The sequence below is a fragment of the Sphingopyxis sp. 550B genome, assembly GCF_057401805.1.
Window position 1 is genome coordinate 1,120,483 of the sequence record NZ_CM171610.1, and the last position, 22,081, is coordinate 1,142,563.

The following is a 22,081-nucleotide window of genomic DNA, read 5'->3' on the forward strand; positions in this document are numbered from 1 at the left end:
TTCAATATCCCGTCAGAAGTACGTCGAGTGCGCCGACGATGGTAAAATGCTCGCTCTCCAGATTGGCCACCGGCCGCTGAAGCCGCTCGCGCGGTATGGCGAAGATCAACTGGGTCGCCATGACCAGTCGTGCGCCGTTTATGGCAAAGACGGGGTTGAGACGCGGCACCGGGTCGAATCCAGCGACAGGCATAAGCGGAACGACGACACGCGTGACCAGATCATCGAGCAGATCGCTTTGGCAATCGAGCAGGAAACCCAATCCTCGCGACCCCGGATAGACATCGTAGCGTGCCATCAAAACTGCCGATATTGGTCATACGGCATGCCATTTTCGCGGATATAGTCGTTCCAGCTTTCGATTGCGGCGCGATTCTCTTCCTTCCACGCGGCTTCGCGCGCCTTCTTCACCTCGGCGGCGAGTCCGGTCTGGCACGCTTCGCTGACATTGATTCCCAGCCGCCTGGCCTCTTCGACCAGCTCGGCGCTCAGCGACACGTTGGTGGCTTTCTTGGGGCCTTCGAAGCGCGCGGGCCGATTCATCGCCATCTCCTTTGCGCATAAGATATGCGCATATCGGACCTGCTTCAACCCAGCCAGTGCAGCGCGCCCGCGCCCACCGCCGCGCCCGCCAGCGCGGTCAGCGCGTAGCGCCAGCCGACGCGCTTGCCGTTCCGTTCCCACATCAGCGGAATGTCGGGCAGCGGCGGGGCGGGCGGGGCGGCGCCCTTGCGCGGAAGCTGGTCGTCGAGACGGCGGATGATGTCGGGGATCAGCGCCAGCGTCCGGCCCTGTTCGCGGATGCCGTCGGCCAGCGCCGCCTCCGGCCCCAGCTCGTCGCGGATCCATTCCTTCACGAAGGGGCCGGAGACGTCCCACATGTTGATTTTGGGATCGAGCATCGTCGCGACGCCCTCGACCATCACCATCGTCTTTTGGAGCAACAGCAGGTGCGGCTGCGTCTGCATGTCGAAATCGCGCGTGATCGCGAACAGCCCGTCGAGCATCTGCCCGACCGACAGCTCGCTCACCGGCTTGCCGCGCATCGGCTCGCCCACCGCGCGCAGGGCCGTCGCGAACTCCTCGACGCTGTGATAGGCGGGCACATATTGCGCCTCGAAATGGATTTCGGCGACGCGGCGGTAATTGCCCGTGGTCAGCCCATAGAGGATTTCGGCGAGCCAGTAGCGCGCCTGGCGGTTGATCCGCCCCATGATGCCGAAATCGACCGCGGCGATCGTCCCGTCCGCCTTCACGAACAAATTGCCCTGGTGCATGTCGGCGTGGAAGAAACCCTCGGCGATCGCCTGGCGCAGGAAGGCGTGGACGAGATTCGCGGCCAGCGCCTCCATATCGTGCCCGGCGGCGATCAGGGCGTCGCGGTGCGAAATCTTGATGCCGTCGATCCAGTCGAGCGTCATCACGCGCGTCGCCGTGCGGTCCCAGTCGATCGCCGGCACCTGATAGGTCGGCACCGCCGCCATCGCGTCGGCGAGTTCGGACGCCGACGCCGCCTCGCGCCGCAGGTCGAGTTCGCGCAGCGTCCAGCGGCGGAAATTGGCGATCACCTGTCGCGGGCGCAGCCGCGCCGCTTCGCCCCCGAATGCCTCGAGATGCGCGGCCGCCCATTCATAGGTTTCGATATCGCGCGCGAACTGCTTGTCGATGCCGGGGCGGCGGACCTTGACCGCGACCTGGCGTCCGTCGGTGGTCACCGCCCGGTGCACCTGCGCGATCGAGGCCGATCCGACCGGATCGGGATCGAATTCGGAATAAAGGCTGTCCAGCGGCGCCTCGAACGCCGTCTCGATCTCGCGGCGGATCGCGTCGAAGCCGACCGGCGCCAGCGCGTCCTGAAGCGTCAGCAGGTTGCGCGCCGCCTCTTCACCGACGAGGTCGGGACGTGTCGCGAGCGTCTGCCCCAGCTTGACTGCGGCGGGGCCGATCGCCTGGAAGGCGGCGGCATAGTCGGGCACCTTCGGCTGGATCGTTCCCAGCCGTGCGATGCGGCAAAGGCGCTTGACGCCGGCGGGCGTCGTCGGCGCGCTCTCGATTCCGCGCAGCGCGCCGTGGCGCGCCAGAATGCGCCCCCATTTGAGCAGGCGCAGGATATGGGTGACGGGGCGGGTCATTATCTGTTCCCCTCCCGCTTGCGGGAGGGGTCAGGGGAGGGGATGTCGAGGTCGCGCGCTGTGAAACAGGCCCTCCCTCGACCCCTCCCGCAAGCGGGAGGGGAGAAAGTTGGCCCGCTTCTCACGCCTTCCGCCCGCTGTGGATCGCGACGAGGCCGCCGAGGATCGGTTCGACCTTCACCGCGGTAAAGCCCGCGTCGCGAATCATCTGCGCGAAGGCGGGCATCGGCGGAAAGCGGCGAATCGATTCGATCAGATAGCGATAGCTGTCTTCGTCGTCGGCGATCAGCTTGCCGAGCCGCGGCACCAGATGGTGCGAATAGGCGTCATAGGCCTGCGCGAAGCCCGGCCATTCGTTGGTCGAGAATTCGAGGCAGAAGAAGCGCCCGCCATAGCGCAGCACGCGGTGCGCCTCGGCGAGCGCGGCGGGAATGTCGGTGACGTTGCGGATGCCGAAGGCGATCGTATAGGCGTCGAAGAAGCGGTCGGGAAAGGACAGGCTTTCGGCGTTCTGCTCGCTCCATACGAGGCTGTCGATGCCGCGCGCCGCCGCGCGCTCCATGCCGACGGCCAGCATATCGGGATTGATGTCGGCGACGGTGATGCTGGCGCCCGACGGCTCCATGCGAAAGGCGATGTCGCCGGTACCCCCCGCCATGTCGAGGATCGCCTCGCCGGCGCGCGGCTTGACGCGGCGCACGAAGCGGTCCTTCCACAACCGGTGGAGACCGCCTGACATCGCGTCGTTCATGATGTCGTATTTGCGCGCGACGCGGCTGAACACCTCGCCGACCATTGCGGTCTTCCGGCCCGCTGGAACCTGTTCGTAACCGAAGCTGACGGTGTCGGGCGTAGCCATGGAGTCGCGCCTTTGCGGGATGGGGGAGAGAAGTCTGACCGGCCTTTAGCCGGGCCTTGCCGCCCGCGCAAATGCCAGTTACCGCGCGGAGGAAATGCCCGAACTTCCCGAAGTCGAAACCACCGTCCGCGGTCTGGCGCCCTTCCTCGAAGGGCAGCGGCTGGCGACGGTGACGACCTTTCGTCCCGACTTGCGCCGCCCCTTCCCGGCCGACCTCGCGCAGCGGCTGACCGGCGCGACGGTGACGGGGCTGTCGCGGCGCGCCAAATACGGCATCGTGTCGACCGATCGCGACGACCACATGATCTTCCATCTCGGCATGTCCGGACGCTGGCGCACCGAGGGCGGCGAGGCGGGCAAGCACGACCATCTGCTCCTCGAAACCGGTGCGGGGCAGCGGTTGTTCCTTCACGATCCGCGCCGGTTCGGTTCGGTCGACCTGGTGGCGGGCGACCCGCTGACGCGCTTTCCGGCCTTCGTCACGCTGGGCCCGGAACCGCTGTCCGACGCGTTTGACGCCGCTTATCTCGCCAAGGCGCTCGCGGGGCGCCGGGCGCCGATCAAGGCGATGCTGCTCGACCAGACGGTCGTCGCCGGGCTCGGCAACATCTATGTCTGCGAGGCGCTCAACATGGCGCGGATCGCGCCGACGCGCGCCGCGGCCGACGTGCCCAAGGCGAAGCTCGCCGCGCTCGTGCCCGCGATCAAGGCGGTGCTCCGCGCCGCTATCGCGGCGGGCGGCTCCACGCTGCGCGATTTCCTGAGCCCGGAAGGCGATCTCGGCTATTTCGCGAAGGACTGGCGCGTCTATGGGCGCGAGGGCGAGCGATGCGAATGCGGCGGCACGATCGCGCGCATCGTGCAGAGCGGCCGGTCGACCTTTCATTGCCCGAAATGCCAGCGCTGATGCGGTCTTTTCCCGCGAAGAGCATTGACCGGGGCGCCCTTCATGGCTATGGGCGCACCCTTCGAGCAGGGTCCGGTCTTCCGGAACCGGCCGCATCCGGACATTGATTCGCTGCACCCGCGCGATTCGGCTGCTCCGCTTTCGGCTGTGCTCCGACCGTTGAACCGATTGGAAGTTTGAGGAATTTATGGCCAATACGCCGCAGGCAAAGAAGCGCATCCGCCGGAACCAGGCGCGCGCCAGCGTCAACAAGAACCGCGTTTCGCGCATCCGCACGCTGGTGAAGAAGGTCGAAGCCGCCGTCGCCGCGGGCGACAAGGACGCGGCGCAGGCTGCGCTCAAGGTGGCGCAGCCCGAAATGGCGCGCGGCGTCGCCAAGGGCGTGCTGCACAAGAACACGGTCGCGCGCAAATATTCGCGCCTGACCAAGAGCGTGAACGCGATCGCCTGATCCGTCGTCCCGAAAGGGGACAAGAGGGCCCGCCGGATATCCTCCGGCGGGCTCTTTTTTGTGCCCGCGATCATGACGCGTCGATGACCATGCTGTTGCATCGCGGTAAGTCGCGGATTTGCCGCGATTCGTTGCCGACGCCACGTTGGCGACTGTCTATAATACTGAAAAATATGAAAAAAACAGGCATTTGACGATTTTCCGAGGGGTCCGGTGAGTCAAGGTTTTTATTTCAGTATTTTTACAGGCCGCGCCCTTGATCGACTCGCCCGAGCCTGACTAGACAAGGGCGTCGCTGGCCATCGCCGACGGCCGTCACTCGACATGATTCGATTCCCCTTCGGGCCGCGCGCCCGGGGTCGGATGCATGCGCCCGGCTGGAAACGCCGGGTCGGGACGGACAGGCGCGGCGGCGGACGGGGGCGACCGGAACTCAAAGGGGGCGGGACGGCGTGACAGGGAGTGGCGATCGGCATGACGGCAATGCGGACCTTGGAGCGATGAGCGGCGATGCCGCGGCGCTCTGGCCGCGCGTTGCCGAAGGGCTGCGCCGCGATCTGGGCGCCCGCACCTTCGACCATTGGCTGAAGCCCGTGCGCTTCGCCGATTACTGCACCCTGTCGGCGGTCGTCACGCTCGAAACTGCGAGCCGCTTTTCGGCCAACTGGATCAACGACCGCTTCGGCGAGCGGCTGCTGCTGGCATGGCGCCAGTATCTGCCGGCGGTGCGCAGCGTCACCGTGCGCGGCGGCGCGGCGGCGAGCGATCGCGCCGCGACGCTGGCGACCGCCCCGCTTCCCGCCTTCGACGCGGCGCCGGTCCCGGCCGCGCAGGCCGTGCCGTCGCCGTTCGACGCGCGGCTGTGCTTCGACCGCTTCGTGGTGGCGCGCAGCAACATCCTCGCCGCCAACGCCGCGCGGCGCATGGCGATGGCCGAGGCGCCGCAGTTCAACCCGCTCTATCTCTGCTCGGGCACCGGGCAGGGCAAGACGCACCTGCTGCACGCGATCGCGCAAGCCTATGCGGCGATCCGGCCGACCGCGAACATCATCCTGATGTCGGCGGAAAAGTTCATGCTCGAATTCGTCGGCGCGATGCGCGGCGGCGACATGATGGCGTTCAAGGCGCGGCTGCGCGCCGCCGACCTGCTGCTGCTCGACGATCTGCAGTTCGTGATCGGCAAGAATTCGACGCAGGAAGAACTGCTGCACACGATCGACGACCTGATGTGCTCGGGCAAGCGACTCGTCGTCACCGCCGACCGCCCGCCGGCGATGCTCGACGGGGTCGAGGCGCGCCTGCTGTCGCGCCTGTCGGGCGGGCTGGTCGCCGACATCGAGGCGCCCGAGGACGACCTGCGCGAGCGGATCATCCGCCAGCGGCTCGCTGCGATGCCGATGGTCGCGGTGCCCGACGACGTCGTCGCCTATCTGGTCCGCCATTTCACGCGCAACATCCGCGAGCTCGAGGGCGCGCTCAACAAGCTGCTCGCCTATGCCGCGCTGACCGGCGTCGATGTCGATCTCGCGCTTGCCGAGGACCGGCTGGCGGAGAATGTGCGCAGCGCCCGGCCGCGAATCACGATCGACGAAATCCAGCGCGCGGTCTGCGCGCACTACCGGCTCGACAAGGCGGAGATGGCGTCTAAGCGCCGGGTGCGGGCGATCGCGCGTCCGCGCCAGGTCGCCATGTATCTGGCGAAGGAACTGACGCCGCGCTCCTATCCCGAGATCGGGCGCCGCTTCGGCGGGCGCGACCACTCCACGGTGATCCACGCGGTGCGCACGGTCGAGGCGCTGCGCGTCACCGACAGCGAACTCGACGCCGAGATCGCGGCGATCCGGCGCAGCCTCAACAATTAGGCTTTTCCCTTTCCGGCGCGGCGCGCGCCGGAGAATGACGGGGGTCGCGTGCGCTTACCGCTTTTCGGGCGGGGCCACCGTGATGCGGACCCGCTCGCCCGAATTGCCGGGGAAGCCGGTGAACATCGCCTCGACGAGATTCGGTACCAGCTGCTGAAGATCGTTGCTGCGCGATTGCGCCTGCGCGTGACCTTCGAACAGGCGATGGCCGTCGGCCGCGCGGTCGATCTGCAGGTCGAGGCCGCTGGTGTAGACGGTATAGCTCTGAACGTCGTTATAGCCCCAGCCGGGCCCGAAACCGCCCCAATACCAAGGGTCGTACCAGCCGTGGACATAGCGCCGGCCGTTGGGGCCGCGGATCACCATCGGGCGATAGAAGCCGCGGTTGAACCCGTAGCCGCCATACCAGGGATCGCCGAAACCGGGGCTCGACACGACGCGTTCGCGGCCCTTGTCGATGCCATAGTCCATGCGGACGACGAGGTCCGCCTTCTCGCCCGGTGCGGCGGGGCGATAGCCGTAGCGGGTCAGTTCGCCGGCAACGAGGCCGGCGTACTGGCTGAACTCGATGCCGCCCTGCAGCGCCGGATTGGCCGCCTCGATGGCGAAGCTCTGCCCCTGCGGCGCCGGAAGCTGCGTCTGGAAGCGCGCGACGTCGGCGCGAAACGGGGTCGCGCAGCCGGCGAGCGCCAGCGCCGCCCCTGTCATGGCAGCGAGACCCAGCCGCCGGAGATTCGTCTTGCTCATTGTCATGCTCCGTATTCGGTGCGCGGATGACTCCACGCTTTACCCCATGACTATGCCGATGCGACTTAACCTTGGTTGAACCCGGCTCGCTGCGATTTCGTTCCGACAAATCCCCGGAATTTACCGGCAAAGCCCCAACACATGATATGTGGCGTCGAGCGTCGGCTTTGCAAGGGCGCGCGCCTTTGCCGCGCCGCGCTCGAGAATCGCGTCGAGCGCCGCGACATCGTCCCTGAGCGCGACGAAGCGCGCGTTGATCGGCGCGAGCTTTTCGACCAGCAGCTCGCCGAGCGCGGGCTTGAAGGCGCCGAAGCCCTGGCCGCCGAAATCGCGCAGCACGGCGTCGACGCCGACGTCGGCCAGCGTCGCATAGATGCCGACGAGGTTGCGGGCCTCCGCCCGCCCTTCCAGCCCCGCCGCCTCCGACGGCAGCGGCTCGGGGTCGGTCTTTGCCTTCTTCACCTTCTGCATCATCGCGTCGGCATCGTCGGTCAGGTTGATCCGGCTCATGTCCGAAGGGTCCGATTTCGACATCTTCGCGCTGCCGTCGCGCAGGCTCATGATCCGCGCGGCATCGGCGGGGATGATCGGTTCGGGCAGGGTGAAGACCGGCGCCTCCTCGCTGGCATAGTCGTTGTTGAACTTCTGCGCGATGTCGCGCGCCAGTTCGAGATGCTGCTTCTGGTCCTCGCCGACCGGGACGTGCGTCGCCTGATAGAGCAGCACGTCGGCCGCCTGGAGCACCGGATAGGTGTAGAGCGCCGCCGAGGCGCTTTCGCGATTCTTGCCCGACTTGTCCTTGAACTGCGTCATCCGGTTGAGCCAGCCGAGCCGCGCGGTCCCGTTGAGCAGCCATTGGAGTTCGGCATGCGCGGGAACGCGCGCCTGGTTGAACAGGGTCGAGCGGTCGGGGTCGATCCCGCAGGCGACGAGCGCCGCGGTCATCGCGCGCGTGTTCGCGGTGAGTTCGGCGGGCACGTGCGGCATCGAGATCGCATGAAGGTCGGCGAGGAAGAAGAGGCAATCGCCGCCTTGCGCCGCCGCGTCGTCCTGCATCCGCACCCAGTTGCGAATCGCGCCCAGATAGTTGCCGAGGTGCAAATTTCCGGTGGGCTGGATGCCCGAAACGATCCGCATGTCCTATTCCTTCGTGGTCGCCGCTCCAGTGCGGCGGCGCCGCGTCAACATGGCGAGCAGCTCCTTGTCAAGCGCGCCGACCAGGAAAGCGACGGCGAAGAAGACCGCGCCGCCGGCGACGACGAGCGCGCTCAGCGACCAGACGCGCTCGAACGCGCTGCCCGCATAATGGGGCGCGAGGCGCGGCATCATCCACCACAGCAGCGCCGCCATCGCCGCGACCGCGACGATCTGGCGCGCGATCCGGCTCGCGAGCCGCGCGGTGAAATGGAACCAGCCGCGCCGGTGGAGAACGATGTAGAGGAGCAGGCAGTTGAGGCTGGCCGAGGCCGCGGTCGCGCCCGCCAGCCCGACGATGCCGAAGCGACGCACGACATAGAGGTTGATCGCGATGTTGACGATCAGCGAGGCGAGCGCGGTCCACACCGGCGTCCGCGTATCCTCGCGCGCGAAGAAGCCGGGGTTCAATATCTTGACGATGACGTAGGCGGGCAGGCCGGCGACGAGCGCGACGACGATGTTCGCCATGATCGCCCCGTCGGCATCGGTGAACTTGCCGCCGACGAAGAAGGCGGCGGTGAAGGCGGGGGCGCAGATGGCGAGCGCGGCGGCGGCGGGCAGGGTGAGCAGCGTCGCCATCTCGAAGGCGTTGCTTTGCAGGCGCTGCGCCTCTGCCGCGTCGCCCGCGTGGATGTGGCGCGCGAGCATCGGCAGGATCGCGGTGCCGAGCGCGATGCCGACGATGCCGAGCGGCATCTGGTTGAGCCGGTCGGCGAGCTTGAGCAGGGTGAGCGAGCCCTGCGGGAGCGAGGTGGCGAAGAATGTGTCGACGAACTGGCTGATCTGATAGATGCCGGCGCCGAAGGTCGCGGGCAGGATCAGCATGCCGAGCCGCCGCACCTCTGGCGTCAGCTTCGGCAGGCGCAGGCGCAGGCGCAGGCCGGCGCGGCGCACCGCCCACCACAGATAGGCGAATTGCGCGAGCCCCGCGACGCTGACCGATATGGCGAGCGCGAGCGCGACGATGCGGTCGTCGCCGCTGTCGCCGCGCAGTTTCCAGCCGATAATGATCCCGGCGATCAGCACGATGTTGAGCAGCACCGGCGCGAAGGCCCCCGGCGCAAAGCGCGCGCGCGCGTTGAGCACCCCCGACAGCATCGCGACGAGGCTGATGAAACCGAGATAGGGGAAGGTGATGCGGCTCAGCAGCACCGCGAGCTCGAATTTTCCGGGCACGTCCTGATAGTCGCGCGCCAGAATCCAGACGATGGCCGGCATCGCGATCATCGCGACCGCCGAAAAGACCAGCAGCACCCACAGGAACACCGCGAGCACGTCGTCGGCGAAGCGCGCCGCCGTCGCCTCTCCGCCGCCTTCGCTCTCGCTGCCGTGCAGCGCGCGGCTGTACATCGGCACGAAGGCGACCGAGAAGGCGCCTTCAGCGAACAGCCGGCGGAAGGTGTTGGGCAGGGTGAAGGCGAGCTGATAGGCGTCGGCCGCAAGCCCGGCGCCGAGCACGCGCGCGAGCAGCATGTCGCGCACGAAGCCGAAGATGCGGCTGACCAGCGTCAGCCCGCCGATCGTCCCGACGCTGCGGACGAGGCTGCTCATCCTGAAATCCCCTTCCCGTCAGGGAAGAGGTCGAGGCGATTGACCGCGTCGCGCAAGGTCGAGGGCCGCACCCCGCCGCGCCCCGTCGGTCGGGTCAGGCCTGACCGACCGGCGTGGGGATGTCGCCCTGGCCCTCGGCCTGCGCCTGGGCCTGTTGCAGGAACAGGCCGTGGAAATCGATCGGTTCGAGCAGCAGCGGCGGGAAACCGCCGTCGCGCACCGCATCGGCGACCACGCGGCGCGCGAAGGGGAAGAGGATGCGCGGCGCTTCGGCGAGGAAGAAGGGCTGGAGCTGGTCCTCGGGGACGTTGCGCACCCCGAACAGGCCGGCATATTTGAGCTCGATGACGAAGGCGGTTCCCTCGTCGGCCTTCGAGGTGACGTCGATCTTCAGCGTCACTTCGAACAGATTCTCGCCGACGCCGTCGGCGCCGATGTTGAACTGGACGTCGATCTGCGGCGCGGCCTGCCACTGATAGACCGCAGGCGCGTTCGGATTCTCGAACGACAGATCCTTCACATATTGCGAGATCAGACCGATCGCCGGGCTGTTGTCCTCGCCGTTGGGCAGGGTTTCGGGGGTGAAGTCGCTGCTGGTCTCGTCGGCCATGTCCAAAATGCCTTCATTCTCTGGTCGGGAAGGGTCCGGTCCCCTGTCCCGGGGGGCAGGCGGCGGACGGTTGCCGGGCGCTTAGCAGCGGCGGGCGGCGAGCACAATGGGCGCCGGACCGGCTTTTGCGGCGGGCGAATCGTTGACCTGCCGCGCGGCTGCGGCCATGGAGATTTGAAACATGGCGGCGTATCGCCTATGTTGGAATCGAGACTTTCCCCACCGTCCGCATCGGATATCTGCCTGTGACCGCTTTTTCGATCGTCCTGCTCGCCATGATCGCCGCCTTTTTGGGCATGCGGCTCTATTCGGTCCTCGGCAAGCGCACGGGGCATGAACAGGAGCCGGTGCTGCCGCGCCGCGACGAGCGCACGGCGCGCGCACCCGTGCGCCTCGACGAAAGCGACGCGCAGCCCGCGCCACAGCCGGGCGCGCCAGCGACCTCGGGCCTCGTCTACGAACCCGCGGCCGAAGCGGGGCTGCGCGCGCTGCTCGCCGCCGATCGGAATTTCGACGCCGGGCGCTTCATGGAGGGCGCCGAGGCGGCGTATCGCATGATCCTCGAGGCCTATTGGGCGGGCGACCGCGACACGCTGCGCGATCTGTGCGACGATGACAGCTACGAAGCCTTCGTCGCGGCGATCGACGCGCGTGCGGCGCGCGGCGAAACGCTGGAGAACCGCCTGATCGGCATCGATTCGGCGAAGATCACCGCGGTCGAGATGAACCGCAGCGAGGCGCGCATCACGGTGCGCTATCAGGCCGACATCAGCGCCATCACGCGCGACGCCGACGGGCGGATGATCGCCGGATCGATGAGCGACGCGGCGCAGACGAACGATCTGTGGACCTTCCGCCGCGCGATCGGCGCCAGCGATCCCAACTGGCTGCTCGACGAAGCCGAGGCGGCCTGATCCGCATGCCGCGTGGCGGGCGGGGGGCAGGCGACGGGGCGGCTGCCGTCCGGACCGCCGTGCGTGCGAAGCGTGGGAAAAGCCATCGACCGAAGGTGTCGCGTATCGGCCGCTATGCGTTGTTCGCCGCGCTGCCGCTGCTGTCGGCCTGCGCGTCGGTGATCCCCGAGGCCGGCGGCGCACGCCCCGGCACCGCGCCGCCATCCGCTCCGCCGACAGCGCAACAGCCGCCGCCCGCGCCGAGCGGGCCGACGCGCCCCTATCAGCCGCGCCCCTCGACGCCCCCCGGCGCCGCCGCCAAGCCGATCCCTGCGACGCCGCGCCCGCCGCTCGCCGCGCCGGCGATGCCGGCGACCGCGACCAGCGCCGCCGAGGCGGGCGTCGTGCTGGGCCCCGAATATACCGAACTGGGCATCGCGCCCGACCAGGCGACCGCCGCGCTCAAGGCCTACCGCCTGAGCTGCCCCTCGGTGCAGCGCCGTGCCGACGCGAGCGGCCTCACGCAGAATGGCGAATGGACCGAAAGCTGCCAGGCCGCCGCGGGCTGGCTCGACCGCGACGCCGGCAATTTCTTCAGCCGCTATTTCGGCACCGTGCAGGTCGGCGCGGGCACCGCCTTCGTCACCGGCTATTTCGAGCCCGAGATCGCGGCATCGCGCGACCGGCGTCCGGGCTATGACGTGCCGATCTATCGCCGCCCGCCCGATCTGATCGATGTCGATCTCGGCCTTTTTTCCGACGCGCTGCAGGGCAGGAAGATCCGCGGCCGCGTCGATGGCAACGCCTTCGTTCCCTATTACGACCGCACGGCGATCGAGCGCGGCGCGCTGGGCGGACGCGGGCTCGAAATCGCCTGGGCGGCCGACGCCGCCGAATTCTTCTTCCTGCAGGTGCAGGGATCGGGGCGGTTGCGCCTGCCCGACGGGTCGATCATGCGCATCGGTTACGACAGCCAGAACGGGCGCGACTATGTCGGCATCGGCAAGCTGCTGCTCGATCGCGGCGAGCTTCAGCCGGGGCAGGCGTCGATGCAGGGCATCCTCGATTATCTGCGCGCCGATCCGGTGCGCGGCGCCGCGGTGATGAACGAGAATCCGAGCTGGGTCTTCTTTCGCGAACTGACCGGCCCCGGCCCGCTGGGCGCGCTCGGCGTGCCGGTGACGGGACGCAGCAGCGTTGCCGCCGATCCCAAATATGTGCCGCTCGGCGCCCCCGTCATCCTGTCGCTCGACCGCGCCGAGCCCAATGGGCTGTGGATCGCGCAGGACACTGGCGGCGCGATCAAGGGCGCCAACCGCTTCGACAGCTTCTGGGGCGCGGGCGATCAGGCGCGCGCGATCGCGGGCGGCATGGCGGCGCGCGGATCGGCGCTGATCCTGCTGCCGCGCGCCGCCGTGGCGCGGCTGACCGCGCGGCGTTGACCGCGATGCCGCGGCGGCTCGCCCCGGAGGAAAGCGCGCTCTGGAAAAAGGTCGCCGCGACGGTCGAACCGCTCCGCAAGCCGGTCCCTTCGCTGGAACCCAAGGCACCGCCCACCGTCCGGCCGCCGAAGCCCGCGCCGCGGAGCAGCGCGCCGCCGGCCGCGCGGACTCCCTCGCCGTCTCCGCTGCCGCCGTCGCGCCGCACCCACGCCGCGGCGACGCTCGACAGCCATTGGGACCGGCGGCTGCGCAAGGGGCAGGTCCGCCCCGACAGCAGCATCGACCTCCACGGCCATAGCCTCGCCTCGGCGCAGGCGCTGCTCGACACGGCGATCGGCCACGCCTTGCAGCGCGGTGCGCGGGTGCTGCTCGTCGTTGCGGGGCGGATGCGGCCGGGCGCCGACCGCCTGCCGCAGATGCATGGCGGACCGCGCCCGCGCGGCGCGATCCGCGCCTCGCTCGCCGACTGGCTCGCCGCCTCCCCGCACGCCGACCGGATCGTCGCGCTGCGCGCCGCGCATGTCAGCCACGGCGGGGCGGGCGCGGTCTATGTGATCCTGCGCCGGGGGCGCGAGGGATAGAGTCAGGCGCCGAACGCGCGCGTCAATATCCCGCGATAGATGGCGGCGAGCGTGTGCAGGTCCGCGACAGCGACCGCTTCGTCGAGCTTGTGCATCGTCGCGTTGATAAGGCCGAATTCGACCACCGGGCAGAGCGTGTGGAGAAAGCGCGCGTCGGAGGTGCCGCCGGTGGTCGACAGTTCGGGCGTCAGGCCCGTTTCGGCGTGGATCGCGTCGGAAACCAGCGCCGACAGCGCGCCCGGCGGGGTCAGGAAGGCCTCGCCCGAGATCTTGCCGACGACCTTGGCATTCGGTTCGACATCCTGCGCGATGCGCTCGACCATCTGGATCAGTTCGGCGCCGCGCTGCTGGTCGTTGAAGCGGATCGACAGCCTCGCCCGCGCCGAGGCGGGAATGACGTTGGTCGCGCCGTTGCCGACCTCGATATCGGTGAATTCGATGTTCGAGCGCTGGAACCAGCGCGTGCCCTCGTCGAGCGTCACCGTGTCGATGGCGGCGAGGATGCGCACCAGCTTCGGGATCGGATTGTCGGCGAGGTGCGGATAGGCGACGTGCCCCTGCGTCCCCGGCACGTCGATCCAGATGTTGACCGAGCCGCGCCGCCCGATCTTCACCATGTCGCCGAGCCGCTGCATCGAGGTCGGCTCGCCGACGACGATCAGGTCGGGTTTCAGCGCGCGCGCGTCTATATGCTCGATCAGCGCGCGGGTACCGAAGACCGCCGGGCCTTCCTCGTCGCCGGTGACGATCAGGCTGATCGTGCCCGCTTCGGGCGGGGTGGTCGCCGCCGCGGCGACGAAGGCGGCGATCGCTCCCTTCATGTCGACCGCGCCGCGGCCGTAGAGCAGGTCGCCGCGGACCTGCGGGTCGAAGGCGTCGCCGGTCCAGCCGACGCCGGGCGGCACGACGTCGAGATGCCCGGCAAAGCCGAAATGCCGCGGCCCCGCGCTCTTGCGGACGGCGAGCAGATTCTCGACCGGCCCGTCGGGCTCGATCCCGTCGATGAAGCGCTCGACCGTGAAGCCGAGCGGCATGAGCGCCGCTTCGAGCACGTCGAACACGGCGCCGGTGGCGGGGGTCACGCTGGGCGCGGCGATCAGCGCCTTGGCGAGGTCGACGGGGTCGATGGTCATCATCGCCGGCTTTTAACCGTTCGGGCGGAGCGAAGTCGAGACACCAATCGTCGGGGGCACCTTGCCGGGGAGCATCTCGACTTCGCGCGGCGCGGGCGGCAAGAAGGGGGCAGGAGGACCGCCATGCCCAAGCTCGACCTCGACGCGATCCCGCAGACCAACGCGACCGGCTATCCCACGCCCTACGATGCGCCGGTTCAGGGCCGCTGGTATCGCCGCCTCGCGCCGCCTACGGGGCTCACCGATTTCGCCGCGAGCCACGTCGTGCTGAAACCCGGCGCCTGGTCGTCGCAGCGCCACTGGCACGACGGCGAGGACGAGATGCTGGTGATGATCGCCGGCGAGGCGGTGCTCGTCGAGGATGACGGCCGCTGGCCGATGCGGCCGGGCGATATCGCCGTGTGGCCCAAGGGCAGCACCAACGGCCACCACCTGATCAACGAATCGGACGCCGACTGCGTGTTCGTCGCGCTCGGCGGCGGCAAGCGGTGCGACACCGGCGGCGGCTATTCGGACATCGACATGCTGTTCACGCCCGACGGCTATTTCCACAAGGACGGGACGCCCTATCCGACGAAGCGCATCCCCTGATTCGCCGGAGGATCGCGACGGGCGTCAGCCTTCCGCCGGCCCCTCGAACTGTTCGATCACCCAATCCTCGGCCTGCGCGCCGCCGATCCATTCCTGCATGTGCGGGTGGCTGACCACTGCCTGGCAATAGGGAACGGCGAAGCGCGGCAGCGGGATCGAATAGGTGATGAGGCGCGTCACCACCGGCGCGAACATCATGTCGGCCGCCGACCATTCGCCGAACAGATAATCGCCCTCGCCGCCGAAGCGCGCGCGGGCCTCGGCCCAGATCTGCATGATGCGCACGACGTCGGCCTGCACCTCGGGCAGCAGGTCGGCGGAAGGGTAGATGCGGCGGATGTTCATGCTGTGATGGCGGCGCAGCGCCGCGAAGCCCGAGTGCATTTCGGCCGCCATCGACCGCGCCATCGCGCGCGCCGCCCAATCCTCGGGCCAATAGCCGCGCGTGCCGCCGGTCTTTTCATTGAGATAGTCGATGATCGCCAGACTGTCCCAGACGACGATGTCCGCGCCGTCCCACAGGATCGGCACCTTGCCGCCCGACGGCGCGAACTCGTCGCCCTCGCGTCGGTTCGACCAATCCTCGTCGTAGAGCGGGACGTTGACCTCCTCGAAGGCGAGGCCGCTCTGCCGCACCGCCAGCCAGCCGCGCAGGCTCCAGCTCGAATAGGCTTTGTTGCCGATGACCAGTTTCATGCGTCACTCTCATTCCCCTCCCGCTTGCGGGAGGGGTTAGGGATGGGGCTAGCCGCAGGCGAGCGGCGGCGGTTGCAGCCTTCATGCCCACCCCCGACCCCTCCCGCAAGCGGGCGGGGGGAATTTATGACTCCACCGCCTCCAGCACCGCGGTGCGCAGGTCGGCGATTCCCATGCCCTTTTCGCTGCTCGTCACGATCACCTCCGGATGCGCGGCGGGGTGTTTGCGCGCCTCGGCCTCGGTCGCGGCGTGGACGGCGGCGAGGTCGCTCGCCTTCACCTTGTCGGCCTTGGTGAGGACGAGGCGATAGCTGACCGCCGCGACGTCGAGCATCGCCAGCACCTCGCGGTCGACGTCCTTGATGCCGTGGCGGCTGTCGATCAGCACCAGCGTGCGCTTGAGCACCGCGCGCCCGCGCAGATAGTCGTTGACCAGGAATCGCCACTTTTTGACCACGTCCTTCGGCGCCTTGGCGAAGCCGTAGCCGGGCATGTCGACGAGGCGGAAGACCAGCGGGCTGCCGACGTCGAAATAGTTGAGTTCCTGCGTCCGCCCCGGCGTCACCGAGGTGCGCGCAAGGCCGTTCCGTCCCGTCAGCGCGTTGAGCAGCGACGACTTGCCGACGTTCGAGCGGCCCGCAAAGGCGATCTCGGGCACGCCCGGCGCCGGCAGATGCTGGAGCGCGGGCGCCGATTTCAGGAAGGCGATTGGGCCCGCGAACAGCTTGCGCGCGCGTTCGCTCCTGTCGTCGGCACCATCCGTCACTTCGCCACCGCGGTCCTGAGCTGCGGGAACTTGCGATACATCCACTGCTGCTGCGCGATCGACAGCACGTTGTTGGTGATCCAGTAGAGCAGCAGCCCCGCCGCGAAGGGCGCCATGATGAACATGAACAGCCACGGCATGATCTTGAACACCTGTTGCTGCACCGGGTCGGTCGCCTGCGGGTTCAGGCGGAACTGCAGGAACATGGTGATGCCCAGCATCAGCGCGAGCGGCCCGAGCGCCAGCAGCGACGGCGGGGTGAAGGGCAGCAGGCCGAACAGGTTCAGGAAATGCAGCGGGTCGGGTGCCGACAGATCCTTGATCCACAGCGCGAAGGGCTGGTGCCGCATCTCGATCGTCAGCATCAGCACCTTGTAGAGCGCGTAGAAGATCGGGATCTGGATGACGATCGGCAGGCAGCCGGCGAGCGGATTGATCTTTTCGTCCTTGTAGAGCTTCATCAGCTCCTGCTGCATCTTCGGCTTGTCGTCCTTGAACCGCTCCTGCAGCGTCTTCATCTTCGGCTGGACGAGGCGCATCTGTGCCATCGAGTGGAACTGGCGCTGCGCGATCGGGAACATCGCGCCGCGGATGATCAGGGTCAGCACCATGATCGCGACGCCGAAATTGCCGATCTGGCGGAACAGCCAGTCGAGCAGCTTGAAGATCGGCACCGCGAAGAATTCGAACCAGCCCCAGTCGATCGCGTTCGACAGGCGGGTGATGCCCTGGTCGTCCTGATAGGCCGACAGCGTCCGCACCTCCTTCGCGCCCGCGAAGATGCGGCTGGTCGTCGAGACCTGTGTGCCGGGGGCGATCTGGCGGAAATCGCGTGCGAACAGGGTCTGGTAATTGTCGGGCGCGGGGGCGCTCATCGACGCGGTGACGCGCTCGCCCTTTGCCGGGATGATCGCGGCGAGCCAATATTTGTCGGTGAAGCCGAGCCACGCCGCCGAATCATACTTGACCGCGCCGTCCTTATCGAGGTCCTTGTAGTCGACGTCGAACACCGACTTGCCGCCCAAATAGCCGGTCGGGCCGACGTGGATCGTCCAGCTGTCCTGTTCGTGCGGGTCGGTCGGCTTGCCGAGGCGGTCGATCAGCGCATAGCTGCTGACCGTCACCGGCGCGGCGCCGGTGTTGGCGATCGTCTGCTTCGCAGTGATCAGATAATTGGCGTCGATGCTGTATTCGATGCGGAAGGTCTGGCCGGTCGGGTTCGCCCAGCTCAGCGTCACCGGCGTCGTCGGGGTCAGCTTCGCGCCCGACGCGGTCCACACGGTTGCGGGGCCGGGAACCTCGATCCCCTGCGCCGACCAGCCGACGCTCGCGAAATAGGCGGCCTTGGTGTTCGCCGGCGCGAACAGGCGCACCGGCGGCGCGTTCTTCTCGATCGTCTGGCGGTAGCGGGTCAGCGTGATGTCGTCGATGCGCGCGCCGACGAGGTTGATCGAACCCGACAGCGCCGGGGTCTCGATCGCCACGCGGTTGTCCGCGGCGAGCGCCGCCTCGACCGGGACGGTCGCCTTGGCGGCGGGCGCGACCTGGGCCGGGGGCGTGGGCAGGCCGCTCGGCTGACCCTGCGGCGTCGCGGCGGGCGCGCCGTTCGCGTCGGCCCCGGCGACCGTGGTGGTCACGTCGGGTTTGGCGGGAGTCGGGAAGAATTTCTCCGCGACGAAGTTCCAGCCCAGCAGGATGGCGACCGACAGTAAAATCGCCGCGATCAGGTTCCGCTTGTCATCCACGCTTTTCGGTCTCTCTTCATCTCAACAAATGTCGGGAAATGCCTGTTTCATGGCACCGGGTCGTAACCGTGTCCGCCCCAGGGGTGGCAGCGCAATAGCCGCTTTGTCGCCAGCCAGCCACCCTTGATCGCACCATGGCGTTTCAGCGCGACGATCGCATATTCGCTGCACGACGGCGCGTAGCGGCATGTCGGCGGCAGGATGCGCGACGGGCCGAGCTGCCAGCCGCGCGCGATCAGGATCAGCAACCGGGCGATCATGCGGAACCCCCCGGAAACTGCGCAACTTCACACGCGATTCGGGTTTTCGCGCAGCTGAAATCATCGTCACCCCGGACTTGATCCGGGGTCCCGCTCAGCAACGTGGAAAAGCGGGACCCCGGATCAAGTCCGGGGTGACGACAAGGGGAAACGCTCACGCCACTCATTGAGCCAGCTTCTTCGCGGCGCGCTTCAGCGCCGAATCGAGGTGCCCCGCCAGCTCGGCAAAGGCGATGGCGTTGCCGCCGGGGCGACCGATCAGCACATGGTCGGCGCCCGCGATCCCCGATTCGGGCAAGGCGGCGCGGGCGAGGGCGCGCAGGCGGCGCTTCATCCGGTTGCGCACGACCGCGTTGCCGACCTTCTTGCTGACCGTGAAGCCGATGCCCGGCGCGTCGTCGTCGTCACCGCGCGGGCGGACGAGCAGGACGAAGCCGGGCATGGGAAAGCGAAGGCCGCGATTCGCGGCCAGAAACTCGCTGCGTCTGGAGAGCGTTCGCACCAGCCCAGATCCTTCCAGGCTCGGCGGCGAAGCGACGGCGCTTAGGCCGACAGCTTCTTGCGGCCGCGGGCGCGGCGGGCGGCGAGGACCTTGCGGCCGCCGACGGTGGCCTTGCGGGCGCGGAAGCCGTGGCGGCGCTTGCGCACGAGGCGGCTCGGTTGATAGGTGCGCTTCATCGCGAAATCCCCAAAATCTCTTCAATCGTTGCAACGAAAAAGGGCCGCCAAACGCGGGCGGCCGCCAGTGGGGGCGCGGATAGGCGAGAGTCGGCGCAAAGTCAATCGCCATCGAGCCGGTCGAGCGCGGCGCGCGCGCGCCGCCGCGCGGCGCTGACCCGCCGCATCAGCCGGTCGGCCCAGTCGCCGTAGCGCGGGTGGCGCATCTTGAACCGGACATAGCGGCGCTTTGCCCACAGGCTGTTCTGCAGCGCGAGCATCAGCCCAATCGGGAAGAGGATGACGAAGCCGGGACCGGGCAGCGGCCCGATCAGCGCTGCGACGATCATCAGCAGCACGCCGGTCACGAACAGCGCGTAGCGCACCTGCGCATTCGCCCGCAACCGCTGGTAGAGATTCGGCTTCGCCATGCCCGGCGATGTGGGAAGGCGGGCGGCGTGTTGCAAGGATAGGGCACGTCGGCCGGGTGCGCCGGCGCGATGGCTCGCTATGCGGCGGCGGGGTCAGTCGAGCGCGACGAAGCGGGCCATGTCGGCGCGCGTCAGGGTGCGGACGGTGTCGAACGGCGTGCTGTTGGTCAGCGCATAGAAGGCGCGCGCTTTCGAATCGTCCATCCCCAGTTCGCGATAGAGCCCCAGATATTCGGCGTGGACGGGATCGTCGGCGGGATAGTCGTTCGCCTCGCGCCCTTCTTCGTCGATCCAGCTGTGGACGCCGAATTCGGCGTCGGGCGCGGCGCGGCGGACGGCGCCGGCGAGCCACAGCTCGACCGCGCCCGAGCGCACTGATCCGCCGCTCGGCACGACGGTTTCCAGCCCCGCGCGGCGGATCGCGCGGGCGAGGATCAGGTTCGCCTCTTCGTCGAGGCTGCCGGGGCAGTCGATCATCTCGATCCGCCGCAGCGCCGGAAAGGCCGCGAGCATCGCCGCGAACTGGCGCGGCGTCGCCGCGGTGACGTCGCCCGCCATGCGCGCGGTGCCGGCGTCGACCACCGCGAAGGGACCGAAGCGCGCCTTCGCGGGACCGAGGGTCGCGAGCGTCGCGGCAGGCGCATAGCGCCGCGTCGCGCCGAGGTCGGCCGCATCGGCGAGCGCCGCATCGTCGAGCAGTGCCGCGTCCTCGTCGAGGGCGGTCGGGTCGAGATTGGCGGCCGGACCGTCCACCTCTTCATAGGTCCAGCCGATCGTCGTGGTGACGGTCACCACCGTCTGCGCCTGCGCGGGCGCGAAGGCGAGCACCGCCGCCAGCAGGGCGACGATCGCGGAACGCAGCAGCGCGGGGGGCAAGGCGGACGGGCGGGCCATCCCGCCGCTCTCGCGCGCGGGCGCCTACCAGAGCGTCAAGCCATGCAGTCAGCGCGGCGTTAACCGCGTTTCGGGACGTTCCATCAGGCGGCTTCGCACAGCGCCTTGAGCTGTTCGGCGACGACGGTCCAGCCGGCGGTGAAGCCCATGTCCTGATGCTGCTGGCGCGCCTCGTCGCTCCAGTGGCGCGCCCAGCCGGTGAAGCGGGTGCCGGCGCCGTCGGGCACGATCTCCCAGCCGCCGATCATGAACGGATCGCGCGGCGCGATGCGGCCGTCGGCGCCGCGCACCACCGCATCGGTGGTCACGAAGCGCACCCCCGGCACGACCTCGAGGAACAGGCCGTCGGTCGGCTGCACCTCGCCGTCGGGACCGCGCATCGTCATCGCGCAGCGTCCGCCGGGGCGCAGGTCGACATCGTCGAGCGTGACGGTCCACGGCTTCGGACACCACCATTCGGCCATCCGCTCGGTCATCACCCGCCAGACCGCGTCGGGCGGCGCGGCGATGCGGATCGAGATCGACAGTTCGCGGGGATCGTCGGACATGCTGCTTCTCCTTTGCGGGTCAGTCGCGATCGGGGGCGCCGAGCGGGAAGAAGGGACGATAGGGCCGCGCATCCTCGACGCAGCGGCGGACCGACGGATGCGCGAGCAGCCGCGCGCGATAGGCGCGCAGATTGGCGTAGGCGGGCGCGATTTCGTGCATCCAGTCGGCATAGAAGAGCGAGGGCGCCGCGGCGCAATCGGCGAGGGTGAAGCCATGGGGGGTCGCCCAGCCGCCGCCGGCCAGTTCGGTATCGAGCCAGCGGTAGACGGTTTCGAGCGACTCCCTCGCCTTGTCGACGATGATCTGGAGATGATGTTCCGGCCCGCGCAGCGCGTCGGCCACCACCTCCTGCATCGGGGTCATCACATGATTGTCGAATATCCGGTCGAGCAGCCGGACGCGCAGCGCCGCGTCGCGGTCCGCCGGGATCAGGCGCGGTTCGGGGGCGAGTGCGTCGAGATGCTCGATGATGATCGACGCCTCGAACAGCGCGGTGTCGCCGTCGACGAGCAGCGGGAACTTGCCGACCGGCCAGTGCGCGCGCAACTCGTCGCCATGCTGCGGCGTGTCGGGGCCGATCACGCGGTAATCGAAGGGAAGCTCCTTCTCGTAGAGCGCGATCAGCGCCTTCCACGTGTAGGAGGAGAAGGGGTGGCCGTAATAGATCAGCATCAGCGGGCCTCCGGACGCGCGAACAGCCATGCGAGCGGCAGTCCGACGAAAAAGATGTGGGGAAAGAGCGCGACCGCGCCCTTGAACAGGTCGGCGGGCGGAAAAGGCGTGCCGAAGCGCAGCGGCAGCACGATGCCGTTCATCACGCCGTAGAGGATCAGGCCATAGACGAGGCCGACCCATCCCCACGGCCAGCGGCGCAGCCCCGCCCAATGGCGCGCCAGCAGGACGAAGGCCGCGACCATCGCGCCCATGATCGCATAATGGGTGACGAGGCCGAGCAGCGCGCCGCCGAGGCCCCAGTCGACCGCGGCGTCGCCGAACGGCCCCTTGGCGACCCCGCGCAGCATGCCGCCGACGGTGCCGCCCGCCGACAGGCTCCAGAGCGCGGCATAGACGATGTCGAGCGTGCCGCAGAGCAGCCAGGCGGACAGGGGCGAGGGGCGGCGCATCAC

The 22,081-nt window shown here is 68.6% G+C and carries 27 protein-coding genes; 7 read left to right on the forward strand and 20 right to left on the reverse strand.

Features of this window, described 5'->3' with window-relative positions; translation table 11 throughout:
* Position 1: 1 nt before the first annotated feature.
* The 4 genes from AC2S9W_RS05200 to AC2S9W_RS05215 all read right to left on the reverse strand — a co-directional run bounded on the left by AC2S9W_RS05200 (position 2) and on the right by AC2S9W_RS05215 (position 2,991).
* Positions 2-298 carry a CcdB family protein gene (locus tag AC2S9W_RS05200; protein ID WP_067112079.1) on the reverse strand — a complete coding sequence of 99 codons (297 nt, stop codon included), beginning with the start codon at positions 296-298 and terminating at the stop codon, positions 2-4.
* Positions 298-543: a type II toxin-antitoxin system CcdA family antitoxin gene (locus AC2S9W_RS05205; RefSeq protein WP_076077465.1), complete on the reverse strand. Its 246-nt coding sequence runs from the start codon at positions 541-543 to the stop codon at positions 298-300. Before AC2S9W_RS05205 ends, AC2S9W_RS05200 begins: the two co-directional genes overlap by 1 nt.
* Positions 544-587: 44 nt before the next feature.
* Complete coding sequence (gene ubiB / locus AC2S9W_RS05210; RefSeq protein ID WP_067112082.1) at positions 588-2,132, reverse strand: 2-polyprenylphenol 6-hydroxylase; 1,545 nt, start codon at positions 2,130-2,132, stop codon at positions 588-590.
* 121 nt (positions 2,133-2,253) lie between these two features.
* Complete coding sequence (locus AC2S9W_RS05215; RefSeq protein WP_486571710.1) at positions 2,254-2,991, reverse strand: class I SAM-dependent methyltransferase; 738 nt, start codon at positions 2,989-2,991, stop codon at positions 2,254-2,256.
* A gap of 94 nt (positions 2,992-3,085) precedes the next feature.
* On the opposite strand from AC2S9W_RS05215, the gene mutM reads away from it, so the two are divergent.
* The 3 genes from mutM (at position 3,086) to dnaA (ending at position 6,211) form a co-directional block, all read left to right on the forward strand.
* The gene (mutM, locus tag AC2S9W_RS05220; protein ID WP_486571711.1) at positions 3,086-3,898 is read left to right on the forward strand and encodes a bifunctional DNA-formamidopyrimidine glycosylase/DNA-(apurinic or apyrimidinic site) lyase; all 813 of its coding nucleotides are present in this window, start codon (positions 3,086-3,088) and stop codon (positions 3,896-3,898) included.
* Between the two features lie 187 nt (positions 3,899-4,085).
* Positions 4,086-4,349, forward strand: coding sequence for a 30S ribosomal protein S20 (gene rpsT, locus AC2S9W_RS05225; protein WP_067112560.1), 264 nt, complete (start codon positions 4,086-4,088; stop codon positions 4,347-4,349).
* A gap of 500 nt (positions 4,350-4,849) precedes the next feature.
* Positions 4,850-6,211, forward strand: a complete 1,362-nt coding sequence (gene dnaA, locus AC2S9W_RS05230) for a chromosomal replication initiator protein DnaA (protein WP_486571712.1) — start codon at positions 4,850-4,852, stop codon at positions 6,209-6,211.
* A gap of 54 nt (positions 6,212-6,265) precedes the next feature.
* Here dnaA and AC2S9W_RS05235 read toward each other — a convergent pair whose 3' ends face one another.
* From AC2S9W_RS05235 to secB, 4 genes are all read right to left on the reverse strand, one after another.
* Complete coding sequence (locus AC2S9W_RS05235) at positions 6,266-6,964, reverse strand: DUF4136 domain-containing protein (RefSeq protein ID WP_076073552.1); 699 nt, start codon at positions 6,962-6,964, stop codon at positions 6,266-6,268.
* A 114-nt stretch (positions 6,965-7,078) separates the two neighbouring features.
* Positions 7,079-8,095, reverse strand: a complete 1,017-nt coding sequence (trpS, locus tag AC2S9W_RS05240) for a tryptophan--tRNA ligase (RefSeq protein WP_076073554.1) — start codon at positions 8,093-8,095, stop codon at positions 7,079-7,081.
* Between the two features lie 3 nt (positions 8,096-8,098).
* Positions 8,099-9,706 (reverse strand): murein biosynthesis integral membrane protein MurJ, encoded by a 1,608-nt coding sequence (gene murJ, locus AC2S9W_RS05245; protein ID WP_486571713.1) that lies wholly within the window; start codon positions 9,704-9,706, stop codon positions 8,099-8,101.
* 94 nt (positions 9,707-9,800) lie between these two features.
* The gene (gene secB, locus AC2S9W_RS05250; RefSeq protein ID WP_067112542.1) at positions 9,801-10,316 is read right to left on the reverse strand and encodes a protein-export chaperone SecB; all 516 of its coding nucleotides are present in this window, start codon (positions 10,314-10,316) and stop codon (positions 9,801-9,803) included.
* A 245-nt stretch (positions 10,317-10,561) separates the two neighbouring features.
* Here secB and AC2S9W_RS05255 point away from each other — a divergent pair, with 245 nt between their 5' ends.
* The 3 genes from AC2S9W_RS05255 to AC2S9W_RS05265 all read left to right on the forward strand — a co-directional run bounded on the left by AC2S9W_RS05255 (position 10,562) and on the right by AC2S9W_RS05265 (position 13,232).
* Complete coding sequence (locus tag AC2S9W_RS05255; protein ID WP_424539231.1) at positions 10,562-11,230, forward strand: Tim44/TimA family putative adaptor protein; 669 nt, start codon at positions 10,562-10,564, stop codon at positions 11,228-11,230.
* A gap of 95 nt (positions 11,231-11,325) precedes the next feature.
* A complete protein-coding gene (gene mltA / locus AC2S9W_RS05260; protein ID WP_486571714.1) occupies positions 11,326-12,651 on the forward strand; it encodes a murein transglycosylase A in 1,326 nt (441 codons plus the stop codon).
* Between the two features lie 5 nt (positions 12,652-12,656).
* Positions 12,657-13,232: a Smr/MutS family protein gene (locus AC2S9W_RS05265; RefSeq protein ID WP_486572060.1), complete on the forward strand. Its 576-nt coding sequence runs from the start codon at positions 12,657-12,659 to the stop codon at positions 13,230-13,232.
* Positions 13,233-13,234: 2 nt separating this feature from the next.
* On the opposite strand, the gene dapE is transcribed toward AC2S9W_RS05265, so the two are convergent.
* Complete coding sequence (dapE, locus tag AC2S9W_RS05270) at positions 13,235-14,368, reverse strand: succinyl-diaminopimelate desuccinylase (RefSeq protein WP_420894030.1); 1,134 nt, start codon at positions 14,366-14,368, stop codon at positions 13,235-13,237.
* A 120-nt stretch (positions 14,369-14,488) separates the two neighbouring features.
* Between dapE and AC2S9W_RS05275 the strand changes: the two genes are divergently transcribed.
* Entirely contained in the window at positions 14,489-14,956 is a 468-nt protein-coding gene (locus AC2S9W_RS05275) for a cupin domain-containing protein (protein WP_067112537.1), read from the forward strand.
* A 24-nt stretch (positions 14,957-14,980) separates the two neighbouring features.
* Here the strand turns inward: AC2S9W_RS05275 and AC2S9W_RS05280 are convergent, their stop codons facing one another.
* From AC2S9W_RS05280 to AC2S9W_RS05330, 11 genes are all read right to left on the reverse strand, one after another.
* Entirely contained in the window at positions 14,981-15,652 is a 672-nt protein-coding gene (locus tag AC2S9W_RS05280) for a glutathione S-transferase family protein (protein ID WP_067112534.1), read from the reverse strand.
* Positions 15,653-15,776: 124 nt separating this feature from the next.
* Positions 15,777-16,418, reverse strand: coding sequence for a ribosome biogenesis GTP-binding protein YihA/YsxC (gene yihA, locus AC2S9W_RS05285; protein ID WP_067110590.1), 642 nt, complete (start codon positions 16,416-16,418; stop codon positions 15,777-15,779).
* A complete protein-coding gene (gene yidC, locus AC2S9W_RS05290) occupies positions 16,415-18,163 on the reverse strand; it encodes a membrane protein insertase YidC (protein ID WP_076073560.1) in 1,749 nt (582 codons plus the stop codon). The genes yihA and yidC overlap by 4 nt, the downstream gene beginning before the upstream one ends.
* Positions 18,164-18,210: 47 nt before the next feature.
* The gene (gene yidD, locus AC2S9W_RS05295; RefSeq protein ID WP_054586362.1) at positions 18,211-18,423 is read right to left on the reverse strand and encodes a membrane protein insertion efficiency factor YidD; all 213 of its coding nucleotides are present in this window, start codon (positions 18,421-18,423) and stop codon (positions 18,211-18,213) included.
* A 163-nt stretch (positions 18,424-18,586) separates the two neighbouring features.
* A complete protein-coding gene (rnpA, locus tag AC2S9W_RS05300; protein ID WP_067110584.1) occupies positions 18,587-18,925 on the reverse strand; it encodes a ribonuclease P protein component in 339 nt (112 codons plus the stop codon).
* A gap of 41 nt (positions 18,926-18,966) precedes the next feature.
* Complete coding sequence (rpmH, locus tag AC2S9W_RS05305; protein ID WP_003046693.1) at positions 18,967-19,101, reverse strand: 50S ribosomal protein L34; 135 nt, start codon at positions 19,099-19,101, stop codon at positions 18,967-18,969.
* A 101-nt stretch (positions 19,102-19,202) separates the two neighbouring features.
* Positions 19,203-19,511 (reverse strand): hypothetical protein, encoded by a 309-nt coding sequence (locus AC2S9W_RS05310; RefSeq protein WP_067110582.1) that lies wholly within the window; start codon positions 19,509-19,511, stop codon positions 19,203-19,205.
* Positions 19,512-19,604: 93 nt separating this feature from the next.
* Complete coding sequence (locus AC2S9W_RS05315; protein ID WP_076073562.1) at positions 19,605-20,405, reverse strand: alpha/beta hydrolase; 801 nt, start codon at positions 20,403-20,405, stop codon at positions 19,605-19,607.
* Between the two features lie 83 nt (positions 20,406-20,488).
* Complete coding sequence (locus AC2S9W_RS05320) at positions 20,489-20,953, reverse strand: SRPBCC domain-containing protein (RefSeq protein ID WP_286750041.1); 465 nt, start codon at positions 20,951-20,953, stop codon at positions 20,489-20,491.
* 19 nt (positions 20,954-20,972) lie between these two features.
* Complete coding sequence (locus AC2S9W_RS05325) at positions 20,973-21,626, reverse strand: glutathione S-transferase family protein (protein ID WP_199775046.1); 654 nt, start codon at positions 21,624-21,626, stop codon at positions 20,973-20,975.
* Positions 21,626-22,078: a hypothetical protein gene (locus tag AC2S9W_RS05330; RefSeq protein WP_104960270.1), complete on the reverse strand. Its 453-nt coding sequence runs from the start codon at positions 22,076-22,078 to the stop codon at positions 21,626-21,628. The genes AC2S9W_RS05325 and AC2S9W_RS05330 overlap by 1 nt, the downstream gene beginning before the upstream one ends.
* Positions 22,079-22,081: the final 3 nt, after the last annotated feature.